19 protein-coding genes, 2 tRNA genes and 1 pseudogene are annotated in these 22859 nt (G+C 71.1%); 7 read left to right on the top strand and 15 right to left on the bottom strand.

Annotation, left to right across the window (positions count from 1 at the left end):
- The first annotated feature begins 9 nt into the window (after window positions 1–9).
- The 5 genes and pseudogenes from BR98_RS22385 (at window position 10) to pknB (ending at window position 7623) form a co-directional block, all read left to right on the top strand.
- A pseudogene (locus BR98_RS22385) lies at window positions 10–551 on the top strand (FHA domain-containing protein FhaB/FipA).
- A 53-nt stretch (window positions 552–604) separates the two neighbouring features.
- Complete coding sequence (locus tag BR98_RS22390) at window positions 605–2308, top strand: BofC C-terminal domain-containing protein (RefSeq protein ID WP_035847200.1); 1704 nt, start codon at window positions 605–607, stop codon at window positions 2306–2308.
- Between the two features lie 12 nt (window positions 2309–2320).
- A complete protein-coding gene (locus tag BR98_RS22395) occupies window positions 2321–3739 on the top strand; it encodes an FtsW/RodA/SpoVE family cell cycle protein (protein ID WP_035847201.1) in 1419 nt (472 codons plus the stop codon).
- A 69-nt stretch (window positions 3740–3808) separates the two neighbouring features.
- A complete protein-coding gene (locus tag BR98_RS22400; RefSeq protein WP_035847202.1) occupies window positions 3809–5269 on the top strand; it encodes a peptidoglycan D,D-transpeptidase FtsI family protein in 1461 nt (486 codons plus the stop codon).
- A 260-nt stretch (window positions 5270–5529) separates the two neighbouring features.
- Window positions 5530–7623: a Stk1 family PASTA domain-containing Ser/Thr kinase gene (pknB, locus tag BR98_RS22405; protein ID WP_035847203.1), complete on the top strand. Its 2094-nt coding sequence runs from the start codon at window positions 5530–5532 to the stop codon at window positions 7621–7623.
- A 31-nt stretch (window positions 7624–7654) separates the two neighbouring features.
- Here pknB and BR98_RS22410 read toward each other — a convergent pair whose 3' ends face one another.
- The 5 genes from BR98_RS22410 to BR98_RS22430 form a co-directional block, all read right to left on the bottom strand.
- Window positions 7655–8428 (bottom strand): class E sortase, encoded by a 774-nt coding sequence (locus BR98_RS22410; protein ID WP_035847204.1) that lies wholly within the window; start codon window positions 8426–8428, stop codon window positions 7655–7657.
- Window positions 8429–8451: 23 nt separating this feature from the next.
- Window positions 8452–9441 (bottom strand): class E sortase, encoded by a 990-nt coding sequence (locus BR98_RS22415; protein ID WP_324606684.1) that lies wholly within the window; start codon window positions 9439–9441, stop codon window positions 8452–8454.
- A 10-nt stretch (window positions 9442–9451) separates the two neighbouring features.
- Window positions 9452–10114, bottom strand: coding sequence for an aminodeoxychorismate/anthranilate synthase component II (locus BR98_RS22420; RefSeq protein WP_035847205.1), 663 nt, complete (start codon window positions 10112–10114; stop codon window positions 9452–9454).
- A gap of 62 nt (window positions 10115–10176) precedes the next feature.
- Window positions 10177–10350 carry a hypothetical protein gene (locus BR98_RS40450; protein ID WP_035847206.1) on the bottom strand — a complete coding sequence of 58 codons (174 nt, stop codon included), beginning with the start codon at window positions 10348–10350 and terminating at the stop codon, window positions 10177–10179.
- A 63-nt stretch (window positions 10351–10413) separates the two neighbouring features.
- A complete protein-coding gene (locus tag BR98_RS22430; RefSeq protein WP_083976842.1) occupies window positions 10414–11196 on the bottom strand; it encodes a DUF881 domain-containing protein in 783 nt (260 codons plus the stop codon).
- A gap of 164 nt (window positions 11197–11360) precedes the next feature.
- Between BR98_RS22430 and crgA the strand changes: the two genes are divergently transcribed.
- Window positions 11361–11612, top strand: coding sequence for a cell division protein CrgA (crgA, locus tag BR98_RS22435; RefSeq protein WP_035847208.1), 252 nt, complete (start codon window positions 11361–11363; stop codon window positions 11610–11612).
- 293 nt (window positions 11613–11905) lie between these two features.
- Here crgA and BR98_RS22440 read toward each other — a convergent pair whose 3' ends face one another.
- Together BR98_RS22440 and BR98_RS22445 are read right to left on the bottom strand one after the other, a co-directional pair.
- Window positions 11906–12808 (bottom strand): rhomboid family intramembrane serine protease, encoded by a 903-nt coding sequence (locus BR98_RS22440; protein ID WP_035847209.1) that lies wholly within the window; start codon window positions 12806–12808, stop codon window positions 11906–11908.
- 101 nt (window positions 12809–12909) lie between these two features.
- A complete protein-coding gene (locus tag BR98_RS22445; protein ID WP_035853425.1) occupies window positions 12910–13434 on the bottom strand; it encodes a peptidylprolyl isomerase in 525 nt (174 codons plus the stop codon).
- 143 nt (window positions 13435–13577) lie between these two features.
- Here BR98_RS22445 and BR98_RS22450 point away from each other — a divergent pair, with 143 nt between their 5' ends.
- Complete coding sequence (locus BR98_RS22450) at window positions 13578–14411, top strand: DUF5324 family protein (protein ID WP_051970061.1); 834 nt, start codon at window positions 13578–13580, stop codon at window positions 14409–14411.
- Window positions 14412–14527: 116 nt separating this feature from the next.
- Here the strand turns inward: BR98_RS22450 and BR98_RS22455 are convergent.
- From BR98_RS22455 to gyrB, 8 genes are all read right to left on the bottom strand, one after another.
- Window positions 14528–14600, bottom strand: a tRNA-Ala gene (locus tag BR98_RS22455).
- Window positions 14601–14781: 181 nt separating this feature from the next.
- Window positions 14782–14910 (bottom strand): DLW-39 family protein, encoded by a 129-nt coding sequence (locus tag BR98_RS41510; RefSeq protein ID WP_211786189.1) that lies wholly within the window; start codon window positions 14908–14910, stop codon window positions 14782–14784.
- Between the two features lie 281 nt (window positions 14911–15191).
- Window positions 15192–15377 carry a hypothetical protein gene (locus BR98_RS22460; RefSeq protein WP_035847210.1) on the bottom strand — a complete coding sequence of 62 codons (186 nt, stop codon included), beginning with the start codon at window positions 15375–15377 and terminating at the stop codon, window positions 15192–15194.
- Window positions 15378–15446: 69 nt separating this feature from the next.
- Window positions 15447–15520: transfer RNA gene (locus BR98_RS22465), tRNA-Ile, on the bottom strand.
- 16 nt (window positions 15521–15536) lie between these two features.
- Window positions 15537–16937, bottom strand: a complete 1401-nt coding sequence (locus BR98_RS22470; protein WP_035847211.1) for an SAM-dependent methyltransferase — start codon at window positions 16935–16937, stop codon at window positions 15537–15539.
- A 277-nt stretch (window positions 16938–17214) separates the two neighbouring features.
- Entirely contained in the window at window positions 17215–17967 is a 753-nt protein-coding gene (locus tag BR98_RS36550) for a DUF3566 domain-containing protein (protein ID WP_232247488.1), read from the bottom strand.
- A gap of 140 nt (window positions 17968–18107) precedes the next feature.
- Window positions 18108–20702, bottom strand: a complete 2595-nt coding sequence (gene gyrA / locus BR98_RS22480; protein ID WP_035847212.1) for a DNA gyrase subunit A — start codon at window positions 20700–20702, stop codon at window positions 18108–18110.
- Window positions 20703–20751: 49 nt separating this feature from the next.
- A complete protein-coding gene (gene gyrB, locus BR98_RS22485; protein ID WP_035847213.1) occupies window positions 20752–22770 on the bottom strand; it encodes a DNA topoisomerase (ATP-hydrolyzing) subunit B in 2019 nt (672 codons plus the stop codon).
- Window positions 22771–22859: the final 89 nt, after the last annotated feature.

The raw sequence follows: 22859 nt of genomic DNA on the forward strand, positions 1-22859 counted from the left end.
CGAGCAGCGGTGTCCGAACTGACTCTGACAGTCATGCGGCTGGGCTTCCTGGCCGTGCTGTGGCTGTTCGTGATCGTCGCGGTGCAGGTGATCCGCAGCGATCTGTTCGGCGCCAAGGGCTCCCCCCGCACCGGTCGGCGAGCCGCCGCCGCGGCCGCGCCCGCGGCGCCCGCCGGCGCACCGGCCCGCCCGCAGCCGGGCCCCGCGAGGCCACCAACCACGGCGGCCAGCAGCAGCCCTCCCGAGGCCGCCGGCTGGGTCCGACCCAGCTGGTGGTGGTCGAGGGCGCACTGGCCGGCACCACGGTCGCGCTGCAGGGTCAGGTGATCACGCTGGGCCGCGCGCACGACTCGACCATCGTGCTCGATGACGACTACGCCTCCTCGCGCCATGCCAGGATCTACCCCGATCAGACTGGGCAGTGGACCGTGGAGGATCTAGGCTCCACCAACGGCACCTATCTGGAACGGCAGCGGCTGACACAGCCGACGCCGCTGCAGGTCGGCGTGCCGATTCGTATCGGTAGGACCGTCATCGAACTGCGGAAGTAGTAGCGCATGAGGGACAGCACCCCGTCCATGAGCAGCCGGGAGGGCAGCACCGTATGAGCCTCGTGCTGCGGTTCGCCGCCGGATCCCACAAGGGACTGATCCGGGAGGGGAACGAGGACTCCGGCTACGCCGGTCCCCGGCTGCTGGCCGTGGCCGACGGCATGGGCGGCGCGGCGGCCGGTGAGGTCGCCTCCTCCGAGGTCCTCAGCTCGATCATCGCGCTGGACGACTCGGACCCCCAGGCCGACCTGCTGACCCTGCTCAACGACGCCGTCCAGGGCGCCAACGAGCGGCTGCGCCTGATGGTGGAGCAGGACCCGCAGCTGGAGGGCATGGGCTGCACCCTGACCGCGCTGCTGTGGACCGGCGAGCGGATGGGCCTGGTGCACGTCGGCGACTCGCGCGCCTACCTGCTGCGGGACGGTTCGCTGACCCAGATCACCCAGGACCACACCTGGGTGCAGCGGCTGGTGGACGAGGGCCGGATCACCTCGGAGGAGGCCGAGACCCACCCCCAGCGCTCACTGCTGATGCGGGCGCTGGACGGGCGCGGCCAGGTCGAGCCGGACCTGTCGATCCGTGAGGTCCGGGCCGGTGACCGCTACCTGATCTGCTCCGACGGTCTGTCAGGTCCGGTCAGCCACCAGACCCTGGAGGAGACGCTGGGGAGCTTCTACGCCCCCGAGCCGACCATCCAGGAGCTGATCCAGCTCGCGCTGCGCGGCGGCGGCCCCGACAACATCACCTGCATCGTTGCCGATGTGCTCGACGTCGGCCCCAGCGACACCCTGAGCGGCCAGTTCGCCACCGCCCCCGTGGTGGTCGGCGCGGTGGCCGAGGGCCCGCACGGCACCGCCGTGGACAACCAGATCATCGACACCCCGGCCGGCCGCGCCGCGGGCCTGGGCCGCCAGCCCCAGCAGCCGCAGCAGCACGTCCCGGGCGCCTTCGGCCCGGCCGCCGGGTACGACCCGGCCCAGCCCGGCTACCCGGGGCAGCCGGGCGGCTTCGGCCCCGCCGAGGCCTACGGCGAAGCCCAGCACAACGCCCAGCACCCCGGCTACGGCGGCGAGACCCAGCACGACGGCTACGGCGAGGCCTACGGCCAGCCCGGCTACCCGCCGGAGGGCTACGGCGCACCGGCCGCGCCCTACGAGAGCGGGCCGGCCGCCGAGGAGCCGCCCGCGCCGCCGCGCAAGCGCCGCTGGTTCCGCCGCTCGGCGATGGGCGTGGTGGCGATCGGCCTGGTCGGCGGCGCCGCCTACGCGGGGTACTCGTGGACGCAGGACCAGTACTACCTGGGCATCAGCGACGGCCATGTCGCGGTCTACCAGGGCGTCAACCAGAACCTCGCGGGTCTGAGCCTGTCCTCGGTGAAGAACCGCACCGAGGTGGAGACCAAGCTGCTGCCGGTCTCCCAGCAGGACCAGCTGAAGAGCACCATCACGGTGAACAGCCTGGACGCCGCCAACCAGCGGGTGAAGGACTTCGCCACCCAGGCCGCGGTCTGCGCCAAGAAGACCCAGCCGGCCGGCGCCACCGAACCGCTGCCGGCGACCGCCGCGGCCTTCCGCACGGCGCCCAAGGTCGGCGCCTCCCCCGCGGTACCGAGCCCCTCGGCCAGCCCGTCGCCCAGCCAGCCGCCGGCGGCGAGTCCGTCCCCCTCGGCGAGCCCGAGCAGCCCGAGCAGCCCCGCTCCGCCCCCGCTCAGCGAGGACGAGCAGAAGCTGGCCGCCAACTGCCCGCCGCCCTCCTGACCGAGCGATGACGTGAGTGGCGCCCAGCTCAGCAGCCGGCTCGGCCGTACGGTCGGGCCGGTCTGGGCGGGCGCCACGAGCCGCCGGGGCGCGGAGCTGGGGCTGCTGGCCTTCGCGGTGCTGCTGCCGCTGCTGGCCTACGCCAACGTGGGCCTGGCGATCGACCACGCGCTGCCGGCCGGGCTGCCGCTGTACGCCCTGGGCACGGCTGCCCTGGCGCTGACCGCGCATCTGACGGTGCGTCGGTTCGCGCCGTACGCGGACCCACTGCTGCTGCCACTGGCCACCCTGCTCAACGGCTTGGGCCTGGTGATGGTCTGGCGACTCGACAGGGCGGGCCCGGCGCTGCGCGGCAACAGCCCGGCGGCCGGCCACCAACTGGTCTGGTCGGCGCTCGGGGTCGGCCTCTTCCTGGCCGTGGTGGTGCTGCTCAAGGACCACCGGCGGCTGCAGCGCTACACCTACACCTCGATGGCGCTGGCCCTGGTGCTGCTCGCCGCCCCGGCCTTCTTCCCGGCCCGGGCCAGTGACTTCGGCGCCCGGATCTGGCTGCACCTGGGCGGCTTCTCGATCCAGCCCGGCGAGTTCGCCAAGATCATCCTGGCGGTCTTCTTCGCCGGCTTCCTGATGGTCAAGCGCGACGCCCTCGCACTGGCCAGCCACCGGGTGCTGGGCCTGTACCTGCCGCGTGGACGCGACCTCGGACCGATCCTGGTGGTCTGGGGCCTGAGCATGCTGATCCTGGTCTTCGAGACCGACCTGGGCAGCTCGCTGCTCTTCTTCGGCCTGTTCGTGGTGATGCTCTACGTCGCCACCGAGCGGACCAGCTGGATCGTGGTCGGCCTGCTGCTCGCGGTCGGCGGCGCCACCGTGGTGGGCGCCGCCGAGCCGCACGTCCGGGTCCGGATCCAGGCCTGGCTGGACCCGCTGGCCGCGTTCGCCGCGCGGTCCGCCACGACGCCCGGCCCGCCGGTCGGCAGCGAACAGATCGGCCAGGCACTGTTCGCCTTCGGCTCCGGCGGGATCACCGGCGCCGGTCTGGGCCAGGGCCGCTCCTGGCTGATCGGCTTCGCGGCCAAGAGCGACTTCATCCTCGGCTCCTTCGGCGAGGAGCTCGGCCTGACCGGCCTGATGGCGCTCTTCCTGCTCTACGGCCTGCTGGTGCAGCGCGGCCTGCGCACCGCGCTGGCCGCCCGCGACGCCTTCGGCAAGCTGCTCGCCACCGGACTGGCCTCGGCGCTGGCCCTGCAGGTCTTCGTGGTGGCCGGCGGGGTCACCGGACTCATCCCGCTGACCGGGATGACGATGCCCTTCCTGGCCCAGGGCGGCTCCTCGGTGGTCGCCAACTGGGCCCTGGTCGCCATCCTGCTCAAGATCAGCGACAGCGCCCGCCGGCCGGGCCCGGAACCGACCCGGGCGGTCGGGACGTAAGGGCTAGTGCGGTTGAATGGCTCTCGGCCGCGAGTGAACCGGGAACGAAAGGGGAGGGGATCCGTCTTCATGAACAAGCCCATCCGACGGGTCTCCGTCTTCTGCATGGTCCTGATCTTCGCGCTGCTGCTGCGCACCAACTGGGTGCAGGGCGTGGTGGCCGACAGCTACGCCGAGAACCCGAACAACCGCCGTACCGTCTACGACCAGTACTCGTACCCGCGCGGCAACATCATCGCCGGCGGACAGCCGATCACCCGGTCCGACTTCACCAACGGCTACCTGTACAAGTACAAGCGCGGCTACACCGACGGCGCCATGTACGCCCCGGTCACCGGCTTCACCTCGCAGTCCGCGTTCGGCTCCAACGGCCTGGAGAACCTCGAGAACGGCGTGCTGGCCGGCACCGACGACCGGCTCTTCTTCCGCAACAGCCTGGACGCGCTGACCGGCAAGCAGCGCAAGGGCGGCGACGTGGTCACCACGATCAACCCCAAGGTGCAGAAGGCCGCCTTCGACGCGCTGAGCGGCAAGAAGGGCGCCGCCGTCGCCCTGGACCCGCGCACCGGCGCGATCCTCGCCCTGGTCAGCACCCCCTCGTACGACCCGAACACCATCGCCGGCACCTCCGGCGCCGACGGTGACGCCTGGAAGGCCCTCAACGCCGACCAGAACCAGCCGATGCTGGACCGGGCGCTGCGCCAGACCTATCCGCCCGGCTCCACCTTCAAGCTGGTCACCGCCGCCACCGCCTTCGAGACCGGCAAGTACCAGAACCCGGACGACCAGACCGACACCCCGGACCAGTACATCCTGCCCGGCACCAGCACCCAGCTGCACAACGACAGCGACGACGAGGACTGCGGCCAGGCCACCCTCAAGCACGCGCTGACCATCTCCTGCAACACCGTCTACGGCAAGCTCGGCGCCGACCTCGGCAAGGAGAAGCTGCAGGCACAGGCCGAGAAGTTCGGCTTCAACAGCACCGTGGACATCCCGATCCGCTCGGCCAAGAGCGTCTACCCGACCGACTCCACGCCCGACGGCACCGCGATGGACGCGATCGGCCAGCACAACACCGCCGCCACCCCGCTGCAGATGGCCATGGTCGCCGCCGCGATCGCCGACAACGGCAAGCTGATGCAGCCCTACCTGGTGGACGAGGAGCGCTCGGCCGGCGGGACCACGCTGTCCAAGCACGCCGAGAAGCAGCTGGGCCAGGCGGTCAGCCCGGCCACCGCGCAGAAGCTGCAGCAGATGATGGTCGACGTGGTGCAGAACGGCACCGGCCGCAACGCGCGGATCGACGGCGTGGAGGTCGGCGGCAAGACCGGCACCGCCCAGCACGGCACCGACAACAAGGGCCTGCCGTTCGCCTGGTTCGTCTCCTACGCCAAGGTCGGCGCCGACACCCCGGTCGCGGTGGCCGTGGTGGTCGAGGACGGCTCCGCGCAGCGCGGCGAGATCTCCGGCGGCGGCCTGGCCGCACCGGTCGCCAAGCTGATCATGCAGGCGGCGATCGGCCGGTAGGGCCGGTCCGAGCGGCTTTGGCGGATACTGGCTGACGGATACCGGTCTGGTCTCAGCTGCCGGGCGTGTCGAGTTGTCGCCACGCCGACCGGTAGCGTATCCGCGAGCAGCGGGTGTACCCGCCGCTCGGTCCTGCCCCCCGGGGCGGGACTGGGATCGGCGTCACAGAACCACCGTGGCGAGCGCAAGCGTCACTACAGGAACGTGCGGGGACACCTACGTCATATCCTCACCGCCCGGTGAGGGAGAGGGTCGGAACTATGGAAGAGCCTCGTCGCCTCGGCGGCAGGTACGAGCTGGGCGGCGTCCTCGGGCGCGGCGGCATGGCCGAGGTCTACCTCGCCCATGACACCCGGCTCGGCCGTTCCGTCGCAGTGAAGACGCTCCGGGCGGACATGGCCCGTGACCCGTCGTTCCAGGCCCGCTTCCGCCGCGAGGCGCAGTCCGCGGCGTCCCTGAACCACCCCGCGATCGTCGCCGTGTACGACACCGGCGAGGACTACATCGACGGCATCTCGATCCCGTACATCGTGATGGAGTACGTCGAGGGGTCCACCCTGCGCGAGCTGCTGCACTCCGGGCGCCGGCTGCTGCCCGAGCGCGCGCTCGAGATGACCATCGGCATCCTGCAGGCGCTGGAGTACTCGCACCGGGCCGGCATCGTGCACCGCGACATCAAGCCCGCCAACGTGATGCTGACCCGGCAGGGCAACGTCAAGGTGATGGACTTCGGCATCGCGCGCGCCATGGGCGACGCCGGGATGACGATGACCCAGACCTCGGCCGTGATCGGCACCGCCCAGTACCTCTCGCCCGAGCAGGCCAAGGGCGAGACCGTGGACGCCCGCTCCGACCTGTACTCCACCGGCTGCCTGCTGTACGAGCTGCTCACCCTGCGCCCGCCGTTCGTCGGCGACTCGCCGGTCGCGGTGGCCTACCAGCACGTCCGCGAGGACGCCCAGCCGCCGTCCAGCTACGACCCCGAGGTGCGCCCCGAGGTCGACGCGATCGTGCTGAAGGCGCTGGCCAAGGAGCGCGACTACCGCTACCAGAGCGCCGACGAGATGCGCGACGACATCGAGCGCTTCCTGGACGGCCTGCCGGTCGCCGCCGCCCAGCAGGCGGCCGCCTACGGCATGGGCGGCTACGGCTACGACCAGAACGGCTACCCGGCCCAGCACGACCCGTACGGCCAGACCAACCTGCTGCCGCAGGCCGGTGGCGCGCCCACCGCGATGCTCCCCCAGGTCGGCCAGCAGGGCTACGGCCAGAACGGCTACGACGACCCCCGGGCCGGCGGCGGCAACGACGGCTACGAGGACGGCCCGCGCTCCGGGCGCCGCCGCGAGGAGCCGCCGAAGAAGAGCAACACCTCCTGGATCATCCTCGCCGTCGCGGCGGTGCTGGTCCTGGTCGGCTCCTTCTTCGTCGCCTCGGCGATGTTCAAGGGCGGCGGCGGCAACTCGACCAGCCAGGTGAACGTGCCGACGCTGACCGGCAAGAGCCTGGACGACGCCACCGCGGCCGCGCACAACGTGAGCACCAAGCTCACCGTGGTCAAGGGCGAGGCGACCACCTGCGCCAATGTGGCCAAGGACCTGGTCTGCCAGCAGAGCCCGGCGGCCGGCACCAAGGTCGCCGAGAACGGCACCATCACCGTCCAGCTGTCCAGCGGCCCCGGCCAGAGCCCGGTCCCCTCGGTGACCGGCCAGGGCAAGGACGCCGCGACCAAGGCGCTGACCGACGCCGGCTTCACCGTCGGCAGCCCGCAGTACGCCAGCGACGACACCGTCCCGCTGGACTCGGTGATCTCGCAGAACCCGCCGGGCGGTACCAAGGCTGACCCGGGCAGCCCGGTCACCCTGACCATCTCGCAGGGCCCGGCCAAGCAGAACGTGCCCGGCGTGGTCGGCCAGACCACCGACGTCGCCACCGGGACGCTGACCGAGGCCGGTTTCGCGGTGGACTCCAGCAAGACCACCCCGAGCACCAACCCCAGCCAGGTGGTCGGCACGGTCGCGGCGCAGAACCCGCCGGCCAACGCCAAGGCGGCCAAGGGCGCCAAGATCACCCTGACCGTCTACGCGCCGCCGGCCAAGGCCCAGGTCCCCGACGTCACCAACAAGACGGTCAAGGAGGCCACCGCGGCCCTCAAGGCCGCCGGCTTCACCGCCTGGACCTTCTCCGGCCCCAGCGACGACAAGGCCGTGGTGGTCTTCACCAACCCCGGCCCCAACCAGCTGGTCGACCCGGGCACCAACATCCAGATCACCACCAAGGCCGCAGATCCCAAAGGGAACGGTGGCACCGTCGGCTTTCCCCCCTTCGGGGGCGCCACCAACCCGACGCCCTAGGTAGCCGCGGCAGCTGAGCCCACGAACCCCGTCACCCGGCACGCAGCTCGGGCGGCGGGGTTCGTCGTGCGTCCACCTGGTCGACCCGGACCAGGCTGCCCCAGACGGCCATCCGGTAGCGCGAGGTGTAGACGGGCGTGCAGGTGGTCAGGGTGATGTAGTGGCCCGGCTGGGTGTAGCCGGCCTTCTCGGGGACCGGGGCGACGACGCCCACGTCCTCCTTGGTGGTCTGGTCGAGGACGGCGTCGACGCGGTAGACGTACCAGCGGTCCCGGGTCTCCACCACCACCGCGTCGCCCTTGCCGACCGCGTCCAGGTCGTGGAACTTGGCGCCGTGGCCGTCCCGGTGCGCGGCCAGCGCGAAGTTGCCGCTCGGGTCCCAGGGCATCGCGGCGGCGTAGGGCTCCTGGTAGACGCCGGCCACGCCCTCGTTGAGCACCTCGGGGGAGGTGCCGAGCTTGATCAGCACCTGGTAGTCGCGGCCCATCGCGGGCACGTGCAGGAAGCCGATCCCGTCGCCCGCCTGGTAGGCCGGCGCCGCCTCCCCGGCGGGCGCGGTGGGCGCGGCCGAGGCGGGCGGGGCGGCCGGCCCGCCGGGGGCGGCCGAAGCCGTCCAGGACTGGCGCAGCCGGCCCGCGTCCTGCCCGACCTGACGGTTCGCCAGCAGGTCGGTCCACCAGAGCGAGTAGCCGACGAAGAGCGCCACCACCAGGCCGGCCGTGAGCAGCAGGTCCCCCAGCAGGCCGAGCGCGAGCCGCCAGCGGCACCGTCCGGCCCGGGACTGTCCAGCCTGCTGGTGGTTCACGCCGACTCCGCCCTGTTGGAGGGTCAGGTGCCGGTCAGCGCGGGCGGCTGGCCCTGGCTCCTGGGTCGTTCATCCACCATCTTGCCAAAGACAATCAGCCGACCCCGGGCACTGAACTCCGGCGTACAGGTGGTCATCGTGATGTAACGACCCGGTTGGGTGAACGGCGAGCCCTTGGGGACCGCCTGAAGCACCGTCACATTGGTCGGCGGGGTCTCCGGGATGCCGCCGGCCACCTCGTAGGTGTAGTAGGTGGTCGCCGTCTCCACCACGATCTTGTCACCGGGGGAGAGCTGGGCGAGCTTGCGGAACGGCTGGCCGTGGGTGGTGCGGTGGGCGGCGACGGCGAAGTTGCCGGCCGCGTCGGTGGGCATCGCGGTGCCGGTGTAGTGGCCGACCAGGCCGTGGTCCAGCACCTTCTCCTTGTCGGTGCCCTCGGCGATCGGGTAGGTGATGCCGATCTTGGGCACGTGCAGGATCGCGAAGCCCTGACCGGGCGCGAAGACGCCGGCCGGCGGCGCGGACTGGCCCGGGGCGGGCGTGGCGGGGCCGCCGCTGGGGTTGGTCCACTGCTGCTCCAGCTGGTTGCGGGTGCCGTCGGCCGAGGCGTCGGCCTGCACATTGGTCCACCACAGCTGGTACGTGACGAAGAGCAGCATCACCAGACCGAGCGTGATGCACAGCTCGCCGACCACACGGGCGGCGATCACCCGCTTGGACTCCTTGGGCCGCACCCCGGGCTGCGGCCGCCCGGCGGCCCGCCGGCGCCCGCTGCCCGAGCGGACCGACATCCGCCCCTGGGCCGCGCGCCGCCGCTCGGCCCGGCCGACCGGCGGCGCCGAGCCGTCGTCCGGCTCGGTGCCGGGCTGCGTTATGGTCCGCAGCTGCAGCGTCTGGTCGGCCAGCCAGGGGTACTCGGATCCCGACCCGGGCTCCTGGTACACCCCCCAGCCGTCGGGCTCGGGCTCCGGCTCGGGCCGGTACCACTCGTCCTGGCGCCCCTCCGGACGCACCGCCGTCACCTCAGCCCCGGCCGATCACCGGGGCGAGCCCGGCCGAACGGGAGACGGCCTGCTCGTCGCCGCACTCGGCCAGCCAGTTGGCGAGCATCCGGTGTCCCCCCTCGGTGAGCACCGATTCGGGGTGGAACTGCACGCCCTCGATGAGCAGTTCCCGGTGCCGCAGGCCCATGATGACACCGCTCTCGGTCCGCGAGGTGACCACCAGCTCGGCCGGCACGGTGGCCGGCTCGACGGCCAGCGAGTGGTAGCGGGTGGCGGTCAGCGGCGAGGGCAGGCCGGCGAACACGCCGCCGTCCTCGTGGGTGACCAGTGAGGTCTTGCCGTGCAGCAGCTCGGGCGCCCGGTCGACCACCGCTCCGTAGGCCACCGCGATGGACTGCAGGCCCAGGCAGACGCCGAACAGCGGCAGGCCGGTGGCCGCGCAGTGCCGGACCATCTCGATGCAGACCCCGGCCTCCTCGGGCGTGCCGGGGCCGGGGGAGAGCAGCACGCCGTCGTAGCCGCGGTCGCCGTCCCGAGGCGTCGCCCGAGCCACCGTCAGCTCGTCGTTGCGGACCACCTCGCAGGTGGCGCCCAGCTGGTAGAGGTACTGGACCAGGTTGAAGACGAAGCTGTCGTAGTTGTCGACCACGAGGATCCGCGGGGCGGTGACGGGCGAGGCCATGCGTGCTGTCTCCGGAAGGTGCGAAGGGTGCGGGGGGATCGGCGGGGACCGGCGTCGGCCGGTCAGCCGGTGCCACCGCCGTTGTCCACCGTGACGTCGCTGAAGGGGAGCAGCGGTTCCGCCCAGGGGAAGACGTACTGGAAGAGCAGGTAGACCACGCCGAGGACCAGCAGCAGCGAGATGACGGCGCGCACCAGGGTGTTCCCCGGCAGATGGCGCCAGATCCAGCTGTACATGGTCCTCCCTTGGTGATGGCCGTGGGGCACCAGAGTAGACCTCGAACCCTGGGGAAACCCTGGCTACTGCCCAACGGCGGCGTGCAGGTCGGTGGTGCCGGTGTAGCCGGGCAGGTTCAGCTCGCCGCTCTCCTGCAGCTTCCAGCCCAGGCCGTAGGCGGCGACGTACTGCAGGTAGTTGCGGATCGACGGGTCGGCGTCCACGGCCGCGCGCAGGTCGGCGGTCCTGCCGACGGCCCTGATCACGTACGGCGGCGAGTAGACCCGGCCCTGCAGCAGCAGCGTGTTGCCCACGCAGCGGACCGCGCTGGTGGAGATCAGCCGCTGGTCCATCACCTGGACGCCGGCCGCGCCGCCCCGCCACAGCGCGTTGACCACGGCCTGGATGTCCTGCTGGTGGATCACCAGGTCGTTGACGCCCGGCTCCGGCACGCCGGGGATCCGGGCGGTGGCGCCGGGCGGCGCGTCGTTCAGCGTGACGGTCAGCCCGGGGCCCTGCAGCGGGTCCAGGCCGGCCTGCTGGCGCAGCTTGGCCAGCAGATCGGCGTCGGCCGGGCTGCGGCCCTGCTGCTTGGCCAGCTGGTCGACCCGCTGCTGCAGGTCGGAGAGCGCGGACTGGGCCTGCTGGTTCTGGTCGCTGCGCTGCTGTATCACGTCGCTCAGCCGCAGCAGCGAGTTGTCCGAGCGCAGGTCGATGCCGCGGGCGGCGTGCGCGCTGACGTAGAAGAGCACTCCGGCCAGGGCGAAGACGCCGCAGGTCAGGGCACGCCCGACAATTCGGGTGGAGCCGCGGGGCCCGGGAGGGGGGTTCGGGGCGGGATCCCCGGAAATCTCGGAATTCGGCACCGTACCCTTATCTCCTTAAGACCCGGCGAGCCACTACGCTAACGGACGCCGGTGGCATGTGCGGAGTACCCTTCCAGGTCTCCCGTACGGACCCGGTTCCCACAGCCGCCCCGCCCCGCTGCACCCTGCGCGGTCTTCACAGCGCATCGACAGGAGAACCCCTCGTGCCGAAGTCTCGACTCCGCAAGAAGTCCGACTACACCCCGCCGGCCACGGCGACCGCCGTCAAGATCAGTTCCGGCCGCAGCTGGGTGGCACCGGTGATGCTCGGACTGTTCCTGATCGGCCTGGTCTGGATCGTCACCTACTACGTGACGAGCGGCAGCTGGCCGGTGCAGGACTGGGGCAACTGGAACATCCTGGTGGGCTTCGGCTTCATCGCCGCGGGCTTCGGCGTGTCCACCCAGTGGAAGTAACGGCCACCCGCTGACGGTCCGTCTCGTACCGCCTCACCGACCGGTGGTGGGGCGGTGCGTCGTGCTGTGCGCGCCCGGACCAGCCGTGATCCTACGAGCCGCTTATCCACACGGTTATCCACAGTGGGGAAAAGTCGACCCGGTCTGTGGATAACTCTCGGCTTGACTCCTGACAGTACAGCTGGACACGCGTAGACGAGTTTGGCACAAGTGGTGTGCGACCCACTGCGAACTGTGGACAACTGTGCGGACCGGCTCCGCCTGCGGACCGGCCACTCGGGCGGACCGGCTGCTCAGCCCGTCAGGCGGGCGGTCTCCACCAGCACCATGCCCAGGATCGCGGCGAGCATCAGCACCACCGTCCCGGCCTGCACCAGGTTCCGGTTGGCCCGGGGCGCGTGCATCATCCCGATCCCGGTCAGGATCCCCGCCACCAGGCCGCCGACGTGCGCCCGCCAGTCGATGCCCGGCACCGAGAAGGTGATCACCAGGTTGAAGACGATCAGCGCCACGATCGGGCCGATCGGCTGCCTGGCCGCCCGGAACAGCACGGCGGAGGCGCCGAAGATGCCGAAGATCGCTCCGGATGCGCCGAGCGAGCGCACCCCGTCCCCCGAGACCAGGTAGACCAGCGCGCTGCCGGCCAGCCCGGAGACCAGGTACAGCGCCAGGAAACGCAGCCGGCCCAGCACCCGCTCCAGGGTCGGGCCCATCCACCACAGGGCCAGCATGTTGGAGCCCACGTGGAACAGCGCCTGGTGCAGGAAGACCGCGGTGAGCAGCCGGTACCACTGCCCGGGACCGGCGGCCACGCCGTACCTGGTCCCGGACTGCCCGACGCCGCTGAACAGCTCCCAGAGGCCGACGTGGTACTTGTCCCCGGCCAGCTGGGGATAGACGTAGGCCGCGGCAAGGAAGACCGCCAGGTTGATCCCGATCAGGATCTTGGTGACCAGTGCCCCGTCACCGGTGAGCTTCCCGCCGAACCGGGTGGTGGGCACCCTGGTCTGCGCCCGCTCGCCGCGCACGCACTCCGGGCAGTGGAAGCCGACCGAGGCGTCGATCATGCACTCGGGGCAGATCGGCCGCCCGCAGCGCGAGCAGCTGATCCCGGTCTCCCGGTCGGGGTGCCGGTAGCAGCGCGGCAGCCCGGGCCCGGCCGGCCTGGCCGGCCCGTTGGCTTCGTCCTGGACCATCGCGCCTCGTCCTCCTCATGACAAGTCCCGGGGCCGCCGCGCTGCGCGTGGGACCACCGGGACCGTCCAGGCTACTGCCGCCGTGGCGGCGCCGACAGCAGTCAGCGGCGGCTGATCTCCACCGACTCGATCACCACGTCCTGCGCCGGGCGGTCGTTGGCGCCGGTCTCGACCCCGGCGATCTCGGCGACGACCTGCCGGCTCGCCTCGTCGGCGACCTCACCGAAGATGGTGTGCTTGTGGGTCAACCAGGTGGTCGGGGCCACCGTGATGAAGAACTGCGAGCCGTTGGTGGCCGGGCCGGAGTTGGCCATGGCCAGCAGGAACGGCTTGGTGAAGGCGAGGTCCGGGTGGAACTCGTCGGCGAAGCGGTAGCCCGGGCCGCCGGTGCCGCGGCCCAGCGGGTCGCCGCCCTGGATCATGAAGTCCTCGATCACCCGGTGGAAGACGGTTCCGTCGTAGAGCCGGTCGGTGCTGGTGCGGCCGGTCTCCGGGTGGGTCCACTCGCGCTTGCCCTCGGCCAGCTCGACGAAGTTCGACACCGTCTTCGGAGCGTGGTTCGGGAAGAGCTTCACCACGATGTCGCCGTGGTTCGTCTTGAGGGTCGCGAACAGGTCCTCGGCCACCACAGGTGCCTTCCTTCTCATGGTCAGTGACCTTTGCATCATGGCAGACGGCCCAGCCTGCCATGCAAAGGGACAAATCGGGATGCATGATCTCGAACCAGGTGGATATGTGCCTAGACGACGCCCCCAGGAGGAGGATCCCTGTGACCCGCTTGGACACCGCACGTGAGACGGCCGGTAAGACCCTGGACACGCTGGCGCCGTACGCCGCCACCGCGAAGGACACCGCCACGCACTACGCGGACGAGGCCCGCCAGCGCATCGGACCGGCGCTGGAGGCGCTCGGCCCGCGCCTCGAGGCGGCCGCCGGACAGGCCAAGGTGGGCACCGCGCAGGCCGCCCACTCGGCCAGGGTCGGCTACGTGAAGCACGTGGCGCCACACGTCGAGCAGGCCTTCGCGGCGCTGCCGCCGAAGACCCAGCAGAACACCCTTCGGGCCGTGCACCGGGCCCAGGAGGCGGCGCTGGCCGCCAAGCTCTCCGCCGACCGGGCGGCCGCGCACGCCCGCAGCAGCACGCTGCCCCGAGTGACCGGCGCGATCGAGGAGGCCAGGGCCGCCGCCACGCCGGTGGTCCTGGAGGCACAGACCCGCGGAGCCGCCGCGCTGACGGCGCTGCACGGCAATGTGACCGCCGGCCAGATCGAGAAGCTGGCCGCCAGGAACGCCAAGAAGAGCCACCGCGGCGGCCTGACCACCGGGCTGGCCGTGGCCGGCACCGTGGCCGTCGGCAGCGGGGTGCTGATCTGGGCCTGGTGGCGCAAGCGCAGCGAGCCGGAGTGGCTGATCGAGCCGCCGGAGGTGCAGGGCCCGCCGAACGCCGTGCACCCGGTCAGCGGCGCCACCGCCAGCGCCGGCAGCGCCTCGGGCACCAGCGCCCTCAACGGCTCCGGCCCGACCGACGCCGACGACCAGGCCGACGCCGGCTCCGAGGACCACGACCGCCCCAAGCCGCACGACCCACGCAAGCCGCACTGACCCGGCCTCAGCCCCACCGGACGCGGACCGGGCACCCACCGGACGCGGACCGGACGCACAGACGCCGATGGCCGACCTGGTTCCAGGTCGGCCATCGGCGTTGTGCCACTTCGCTGTGGAGCTTAGGAGACTCGAACTCCTGACATCTGCCTTGCAAAGGCAGCGCTCTACCAACTGAGCTAAAGCCCCGCGACGGTGCACCGGGCGCCGTCGGGAAACAGCGTACCGGGTCCGCCGGACGATCGTGCGCAGGTATCCCAGCTGGCGCTGGTTCCGGCCCGCGCCAGGGCAGGCCGGTATCGGGGAGGTCCGGTCCGGACCTCCCGTCGGACTCAGGCCGCCGGGCCCGAGCCTCGGCCTGCCGTCCGGGTCAGCGGCCGGCCGGGATCGGGTCGGTGGCCTCGGTCCACAGGTCCTGCTCGGCACGGTCGGCCTGGACCTGACGGTAGACAAAGAAGCCGCCGAGGGCGACCAGGGCGACCAGGAGGAGCTTCTTCACCGCGGGACCTCGTCCTTCTCAGCAATGGGGGGGCTCGCCTGCAAGGGTCCCGACCGTGGGGCGGTCGGGGCTGCGAGCCTCGGATGTGCACGTAACCGGCGGTCGAATACCCAAACCGCCCTGCGGCCGATGATACACACCCGTGTCCTGTTCGAGACCGGCTATCGGCGGCTCAACCGGGCGCCGGGGCTGACACTTTGACGGCCTGGCGGTTGTCCGCGACACCACCCGACCAGCCGACACCCGGCCGGGTCACCGACCCGGTGGCCCAGCGGGGCCGCTCAGCCGCTCAGGCCCGGCCGTCCGAACGCCACCGTGGCATCGTCATGTCGCTTGCCGGGGAAGCGGCCCACCGGGTCGGCCAGCTCGGCCTCCCGCACGGCCTCGACGACCGCCCCCGGGCCCTGGTTCTCCAGCGTCGCCCGGCCACCCCCCGGCGCCGCCGCACACGCGTAGCCGACCCGCACCCCAGCTCCTCACCGTCCGCGCAGACAGAAGCGCCCCGGATGGTGAACCATCCGGGGCGCTCTCGCAGGTGGGCCTAACAGGACTTGAACCTGTGGCCTCTTCCTTATCAGGGAAGCGCTCTAACCGTCTGAGCTATAGGCCCTTGCCGCACTGAAAGATTAGCGGACCGATGGCCGATCTCCCAAATCCATTCCCTCGCCCCCTCCCGGCCCTGCGATCGCAACCCGCAGCTCAGGGGACTTGGGCTCGGCGGCGGGGCGGGTCAGCCACTGCTCGCGGGTGGCGGGCAGGCCGCTGGCGCCGCGGTCGCCGGTGCGCACGGCCAGCACCTGGTTGACGCCGATCCGGTTCTCCTCGAAGGCGAGCGCGGAGGCCGCCATGTAGAGCCGCCAGACCCGGGCCCGGCCGCGGCCGACCAGGCGGACCGCCTGCGGCCAGCCGGCCTCCAGGTTGGCCACCCACTCGCGCAGGGTCAGGGCGTAGTGCTCGCGCAGCGACTCGACGTCGCGCACCTCGAAGCCGGCCTCCTCGAGCAGCGAGACGGTGCTGCCGATCGGGGCCAGCTCGCCGTCGGGGAAGACGTAGCGGGAGATGAAGGCGCTGGGGACGTAGGGCTCGCCGGGCAGGCTGGGGCGGCGGGCGATCTGGTGGTTGAGCAGCCGGCCGCCGGGGGTGAGCAAGCGGTACAGGCCCTCGGCGTAGACCCGGTACTGCTCGGCGCCGACGTGCTCGGCCATCCCGACGCTGGAGATCGCGTCGTAGGGGCCGTCGGGGATCTCGCGGTAGTCCTGCAGCCGGATCTCCACCCGGTCGGCCAGGCCGGCCGCCTCGACCCGCTCGCGGGCCAGCGCCACCTGCTCGGCGGAGATGCTCACCCCGACCGCCTGCACGCCGTAGTGCTCGGCCGCGTGCAGCACCAGCGAGCCCCAGCCGCAGCCGACGTCCAGCAGCCGCATCCCGGGCTCCAGACCGAGCTTGCGGCAGATCAGGTCGAGCTTGGCGAACTGGGCGTCCTCCAGGCTCTTGCCCTGCGGCGTCCAGTAGGCGCAGGAGTAGACCATCGAGGAGCCCAGCACCAGGCGGTAGAACTCGTTGCCCACGTCGTAGTGGTGGCTGATCGCGGCCCGGTCCCGGGTGCGGCTGTGCAGCCGGCCCTCCTGGCGCGCCTCCTCGGGCGGCAGCGCGGGCTGCGGGCCGAGCGCCCCCGCCTTGGCCAGCGCGCCGATCACCCGGCGGCCGGCGGGACCGGTCAGGTCGCTCAGGCCCAGGTGCAGTCCGCGCACCTCGGGGCGCTCGACGAAGTGCGCCACCTCGGCCAGCACCTCGTAGATGTCCTCGGCCGTGCCGAGCTCGAGGTCGCCGGAGACGTAGGCGCGGGCCAGCCCGAGCTCACCGGGAGCCCAGAGCAGCCGACGCAGCGCCCGCCGGTTGCGCAGCACCAGCAGCGGCGCCTCGGGTGCGCCGGCCACGCTGCCGTCCCACGCCTGCAGGCGGAATGGCAGCCGGGTGCCGACCAGGCCCTCCAGCGCGCCGACGAGCTGGGATGCGATCTGTGCCATCTGTGGAAACCTCCGCGCAACCAGTGGACAGCGATCAGCGGGAGCTGCCCTGTGAGCCGTACCGGTAGCCGTGCAGGCCGCCCAAGCCAATCCGCAACGACGCCACCCTGCCCCGGCGGCACGCCGGGGCCGGACAGCTGTCACCCGAATGACTGAGCGAGCCCCTTCATAAAACAGCTGAAGGGGCTCGCTCATGCCAGGTTCCGAGGAACTGTCTCGTACTGTGTGACTTTCAGTCAGAAGACCTGGCCACCGCGGTAGGTCGGGGTTCCGCCGGTCACTCCTCCTCGGCCAGGGTCAGCTCGACCCCGCCGGTGAAGCCGGCCGCCGCGTTGTAGATGAACGCGGCGAGCGTGGCGAGCGCGGTCAGCAGCACCACGTCCACCACGGCGATCAGCGAGGTGAAGGTGATCACCTTGCCGAAGCCGACGTAGTCCATGATGTTGATCCCGCCGCTGGTGCCGCCGCTGCCCGAGCCGGTGGCGTCCTTGAGCATCTTGCCGATCGAGTCGAAGACGCCCAGCGAGTCCAGGGTCATCCAGAGCACCGCGGCGGCCACGATCAGGATGATCCCGATCGCCAGCGAGAGCAGGAAGCTGACCTTCATCACCGACCACGGGTCGGCCTTGGTGACCCGCAGCCGCGCCTTGCGGGTGCGGCCCGGCGCACCGGCCGGGGAGCCCGGGGCCGGCGGCGCGGGACGGCGCGGCGCGCCCGGACCGGCCGGCGCCCCGGCACCGGCGCCCGGACCGGTGATGCCACCGGTGCGGGTGCCGCGCGGCGGGGTCGGCTGGCCCTTGGTGTACGTGGTCGGCTGCGAGTAGCCACCACTGGCCGGCGGCGGCGAGTTCGGCGGCGGCGGCACCGGCGGCTGGGACGGCGCGGCCGGCGAGCCGTACCCGCCGCCCTGGCCGACCGCGGACATCAGTGAGGTGGACGCAGCCGGGTGCTCGGCCGGCGGCTGCGGTACACCTCCGTACGGCGCACCGCCCGGCGCGGCACCTCCCGCAGCACCCGTGCTCCCACTCACTCTGGTCCTCCCGCAGTTCTCTCGGGACACGGTCCGCGTCCCGTCGACACTCCACTGTGCGGCATCAAGCTGAGAAGCCCGAAACCGGGGCAGCCGGTATCCCCGCCCGACAGGCGGGGATACCGGCTGCCCGACGTGCGTCAGCCCTGGTCAGCCTGGTCGGGCTCGGTGGTTGCGGCGTCCGCCACACCCTCCGCGCCGACCGCCTCGTCGGCACCGGCCTCCTCGTCCTCCGCCTCCGCGTTGCGGGCCATGCCCACCACCGCGTCGCGCTTTCCGAGGTTGATCAGTTGGACGCCCATGGTGTCACGTCCGGTTTCACGAACTCCCGAAACCCTGGTTCGGATCACACCACCCGAAAGCGTGATGGCCATGATCTCGTCGGTCTCCTCCACCACCAGCGCGCCGACCAGCGAGCCTCGGCCCTCGACGATCTTCGCCGCCTTCGTGCCGAAACCGCCGCGGCCCTGGATCCGGTACTCGTCCACCGAGGTCCGCTTGGCGTAGCCGCCGTCGGTCGCGGTGAAGACGAAGGTGCCGGGCCGGACCACGTTCATCGACAGCAGCTCGTCGTCCTCGCGGAAGGCCATGCCCTTGACGCCGGAGGTGGCGCGGCTCATCGGGCGCAGCGCCTCGTCGGTGGCGGTGAACCGGATCGACTGGGCCTTCTTGGAGACCAGCAGCAGGTCGTCCTCGGCGGAGACCAGCTCGGCGCCGATCAGCTCGTCGTCCCGGCCGTTCTCGTCGGTGCGCAGGTTGATCGCGATCAGACCGCCGGTGCGCGGCGAGTCGTAGTCCTTCAGGTGCGACTTCTTGACCAGGCCCTCGCGGGTGGCCAGCACCAGGTACGGCTTGTCCTCGTAGGTGCGGATCGCCATCACCTGGGTGATGTGCTCCTCCGGCTGGAAGGCCAGCAGGTTGGCCACGTGCTGGCCGCGGGCGTCCCGCCCGGCGTCCGGCAGTTCGTAGCCCTTGGCCCGGTAGACCCGGCCCTTGTTGGTGAAGAACAGGATCCAGTTGTGCGTGGTGGTCACGAAGAAGTGGTCGACGATGTCGTCCTGCTTCAGCTGGGCCCCGCGCACCCCCTTGCCGCCGCGCTTCTGCGAGCGGTAGAGGTCGGACCTGGTGCGCTTGACGTAGCCGCCACGGGTGATCGTGACGACGATGTCCTCCTCCGCGATCAGGTCCTCGATCGACAGGTCGCCGTCCGAGGGGATCAGGGTGGAGCGCCGCTCGTCGCCGTACTTCTCGACGATCGCGGTCAGCTCCTCGGAGATGATCTCCCGCTGCCGGCCGGGCGAGGCCAGGATCGCGTTGTACTCGTCGATCTTGCGCTGCAGCTCGTCGTGCTCGTCCATGATCCGCTGCCGCTCCAGGGCGGCCAGGCGACGCAGCTGCATCTCCAGGATCGCGTTGGCCTGCAGCTCGTCGATGGTGAGCAGGTTCATCAGGCCGCTGCGGGCGGCGTCGGCCGACTCGGAGGCCCGGATCAGCGCGATGACCTCGTCGATCATGTCCAGCGCCTTGAGCAGCGCGCGCAGGATGTGCGCCCGCTCCTCGGCCTTGCGCAGCCGGAACCGGGTGCGCCGCACGATGACCTCGACCTGGTGGTTGACCCAGTGCCGGATGAAGGAGTCCAGCGAGAGGGTGCGCGGCACCCCGTCGACCAGGGCCAGCATGTTGGCGCCGAAGTTGGTCTGCAGGTCGGTGTGCTTGTAGAGGTTGTTCAGCACCACCTTGGCGACCGCGTCGCGCTTGAGCACGATCACCAGGCGCTGACCGGTGCGCGAGGAGGACTCGTCGCGCACGTCCGCGATGCCGGCGACCCGGCCGTCCTTCACCAGGTCGGCGATCTTCAGCGCCAGGTTGTCCGGGTTCACCTGGTACGGCAGCTCGGTGATCACCAGGCACTGGCGGCCCTGGATCTCCTCGACCTCCACCACCGCGCGCATGGTGATCGAGCCGCGCCCGGTCCGGTAGGCCTCCTCGATCCCGCGCCGGCCGACGATCAGCGCGCCGGTCGGGAAGTCCGGGCCCTTGATCCGCTCGACCAGGGCCTCGAGCAGCTCCTCATTGGAGGCGTCCGGGTGCTCCAGCGCCCAGAGCGCGCCGGAGGCCACCTCGCGCAGGTTGTGCGGCGGAATGTTGGTGGCCATGCCGACCGCGATGCCGGTGGCACCGTTGATCAGCAGGTTGGGGATGCGGGCCGGCAGGACGGTCGGCTCCTGCGAGCGGCCGTCGTAGTTGGCGGCGAAATCGACGGTCTCCTCGTCGATGTCGCGCATCATCTCCATGGCCAGCGGCGCCATCTTGCACTCGGTGTAGCGCATCGCCGCGGCCGGGTCGTTGCCCGGCGAACCGAAGTTGCCGTTGCCGTCCACCAGCGGCATCCGCAGCGACCAGGGCTGGGCCAGGCGCACCACGGTGTCGTAGATGGAGGTGTCGCCGTGCGGGTGGTAGTTGCCCATCACGTCGCCGACCACGCGGGCGCACTTGTAGTAGCCCTTCTCGGGCCGGTAGCCGCCGTCGTACATCGCGTACAGCACCCGGCGGTGCACCGGCTTGAGGCCGTCGCGGACCTCGGGCAGCGCGCGGGAGACGATCACGCTCATCGCGTAGTCGAGGTAGGAGCGCTGCATCTCGGTCTCGAGCTCGATCGGCTCGACCCGGCTGACGAAGGTGTCGGTGGAGCCGGCGTCCGGCTGCTCGCCGTCGGGACGGTTGTCGTCGACCACTGGTGGTCAGTTTCCTTTCACGCGTGACTGGACGGGATGTGACGGGTGATCACACGTCCAGGAAGCGGACGTCCTTGGCGTTGCGCTGGATGAAGGACCGGCGGGCCTCGACGTCCTCGCCCATCAGGACCGAGAAGAGGTCGTCGGCGCGGGCCGCGTCCTCCAGGGTGATCTGCTGCAGCAGGCGGTGTGCGGCGTCCATGGTGGTGATCCGCAGCTCCTCGGCGTTCATCTCACCCAGACCCTTGAAGCGCTGGATCGCGTCGTCCTTGGGCAGCCGGCGCCCGGCCGACACGCCCGCCTCGATCACTGCGTCGCGCTCGCGGTCGGAGTAGACGTACTCGAAGTCGTCCTTGCCCCACTTGATCTTGTACAGCGGGGGCATCGCCAGGTAGACGTACCCGGCCTCGACCAGCGGGCGCATGAAGCGGAACAGCAGGGTGAGCAGCAGGGTGCGGATGTGCTGCCCGTCGACGTCGGCGTCCGCCATCAGAACGATCTTGTGATAGCGCAGCTTGGACTCGTCGTAGTCCTCCTGAATGCCGCAGCCGAAGGCCGAGATCAGCGCCTGGACCTCGGTGTTCTGCAGCACCTTGTCGATCCGGGCCTTCTCGACGTTCAGGATCTTGCCGCGGATCGGCAGGATGGCCTGGATCCGCGGGTCGCGGCCCTGCTTGGCCGAGCCGCCGGCGGAGTCACCCTCGACGATGAAGATCTCGCACTCGGCCGGGTCCTTGGACTGGCAGTCGCTCAGCTTGCCCGGCAGCGAGGCGCTCTCCAGCAGGCCCTTGCGGCGGGTCAGGTCGCGCGCCTTGCGGGCCGCCATCCGCGCGGTGGCCGCGGTGATGGACTTGCGGATGATGTCCGCGGCCTCGTTCGGGTTGCGGTCCAGCCAGTCGTTCAGCTGCTCGTGCACCACCCGCTGGACGAAGGTCTTCGCCTCGGTGTTGCCCAGCTTGTCCTTGGTCTGGCCCTCGAACTGCGGCTCGCCCAGCTTGACCGAGATGATCGCGGTCAGGCCCTCGCGGATGTCCTCGCCGGAGAGGTTCTCGTCCTTCTCGCGGAGCAGCTTCTTCTCCCGCGCGTAGCGGTTGACCAGGCCGGTCAGCGCCGCCCGGAAGCCCTCCTCGTGGGTACCGCCGCCGTGCGTGTGGATGGTGTTGGCGAAGGAGTAGACCCCTTCGGTGTACGAGGAGTTCCACTGCATGGCGATCTCCACCGAGATCGTCTTGTCCTTGTCCTCCGACTCGAAGTCGATCACCGATGGGTGCACCGGGTCGCCCTTGCGGGAGTTGAGGTGCTTCACGTAGTCGGCGATGCCGCCTTCGTAGTGGTACGTGACGGAGAGCGGCTTGCCCTCGTCGTCGGTGTGCTCCTCGCGCTCGTCGGTCAGCGAGATGGTCAGGCCCTTGTTGAGGAAGGCCATCTCCTGGAAGCGGCGCGCCAGGGTCTCGAAGGAGTAGACGGTGGTCTCGAAGATGTCGCCGTCGGCCCAGAAGGTGACGCTGGTGCCGGTCCGGTCGGTGACCTCGTGCTGGACCAGCGGGGCGGTCGGGGCGCCCATCTTGTAGTCCTGGGTCCACCGGTGGCCGTCGGTGTGGATCTCCACCGCGAGGCGGGTGGAGAGCGCGTTGACCACCGAGACACCGACACCGTGCAGACCGCCGGAGACCGCGTAGCCGCCGCCGCCGAACTTGCCGCCCGCGTGCAGCACCGTCAGCACGACCTCGACGGCCGGCTTGTCCTGCCCGGGGACGATGCCGACCGGGATGCCGCGGCCGTTGTCGACCACCCGGATCCCGTTGTCCGGCAGGATCGTCACGTTGATGGTGTCGGCGTGCCCGGCCATGGCCTCGTCGACGGCGTTGTCCACCACCTCCTGGACCAGGTGGTGCAGGCCGCGCTCACCGGTGGAGCCGATGTACATACCGGGGCGCTTGCGGACCGCGTCGAGGCCCTCCAGCACCTGGATCGCACTGGCGTCGTAGGACTTGGCGGGGTCGGTGGGGACGGGGGACTGGCTGGACTCGCCGGAATCGGCCACGAAGCGCCCTCTCTGGCACAGCACGGGCCGCATCCCCGCCCGGGTTCGGGCGAGCGTGCGACCACGGCGTTTCGACTCAGTTACCGCAAGCAGCGGCGTTTGGCTCTCAGTCT

It is taken from the genome of Kitasatospora azatica KCTC 9699, assembly GCF_000744785.1.
Classification (GTDB): Bacteria; Actinomycetota; Actinomycetes; order Streptomycetales; family Streptomycetaceae; genus Kitasatospora; species Kitasatospora azatica.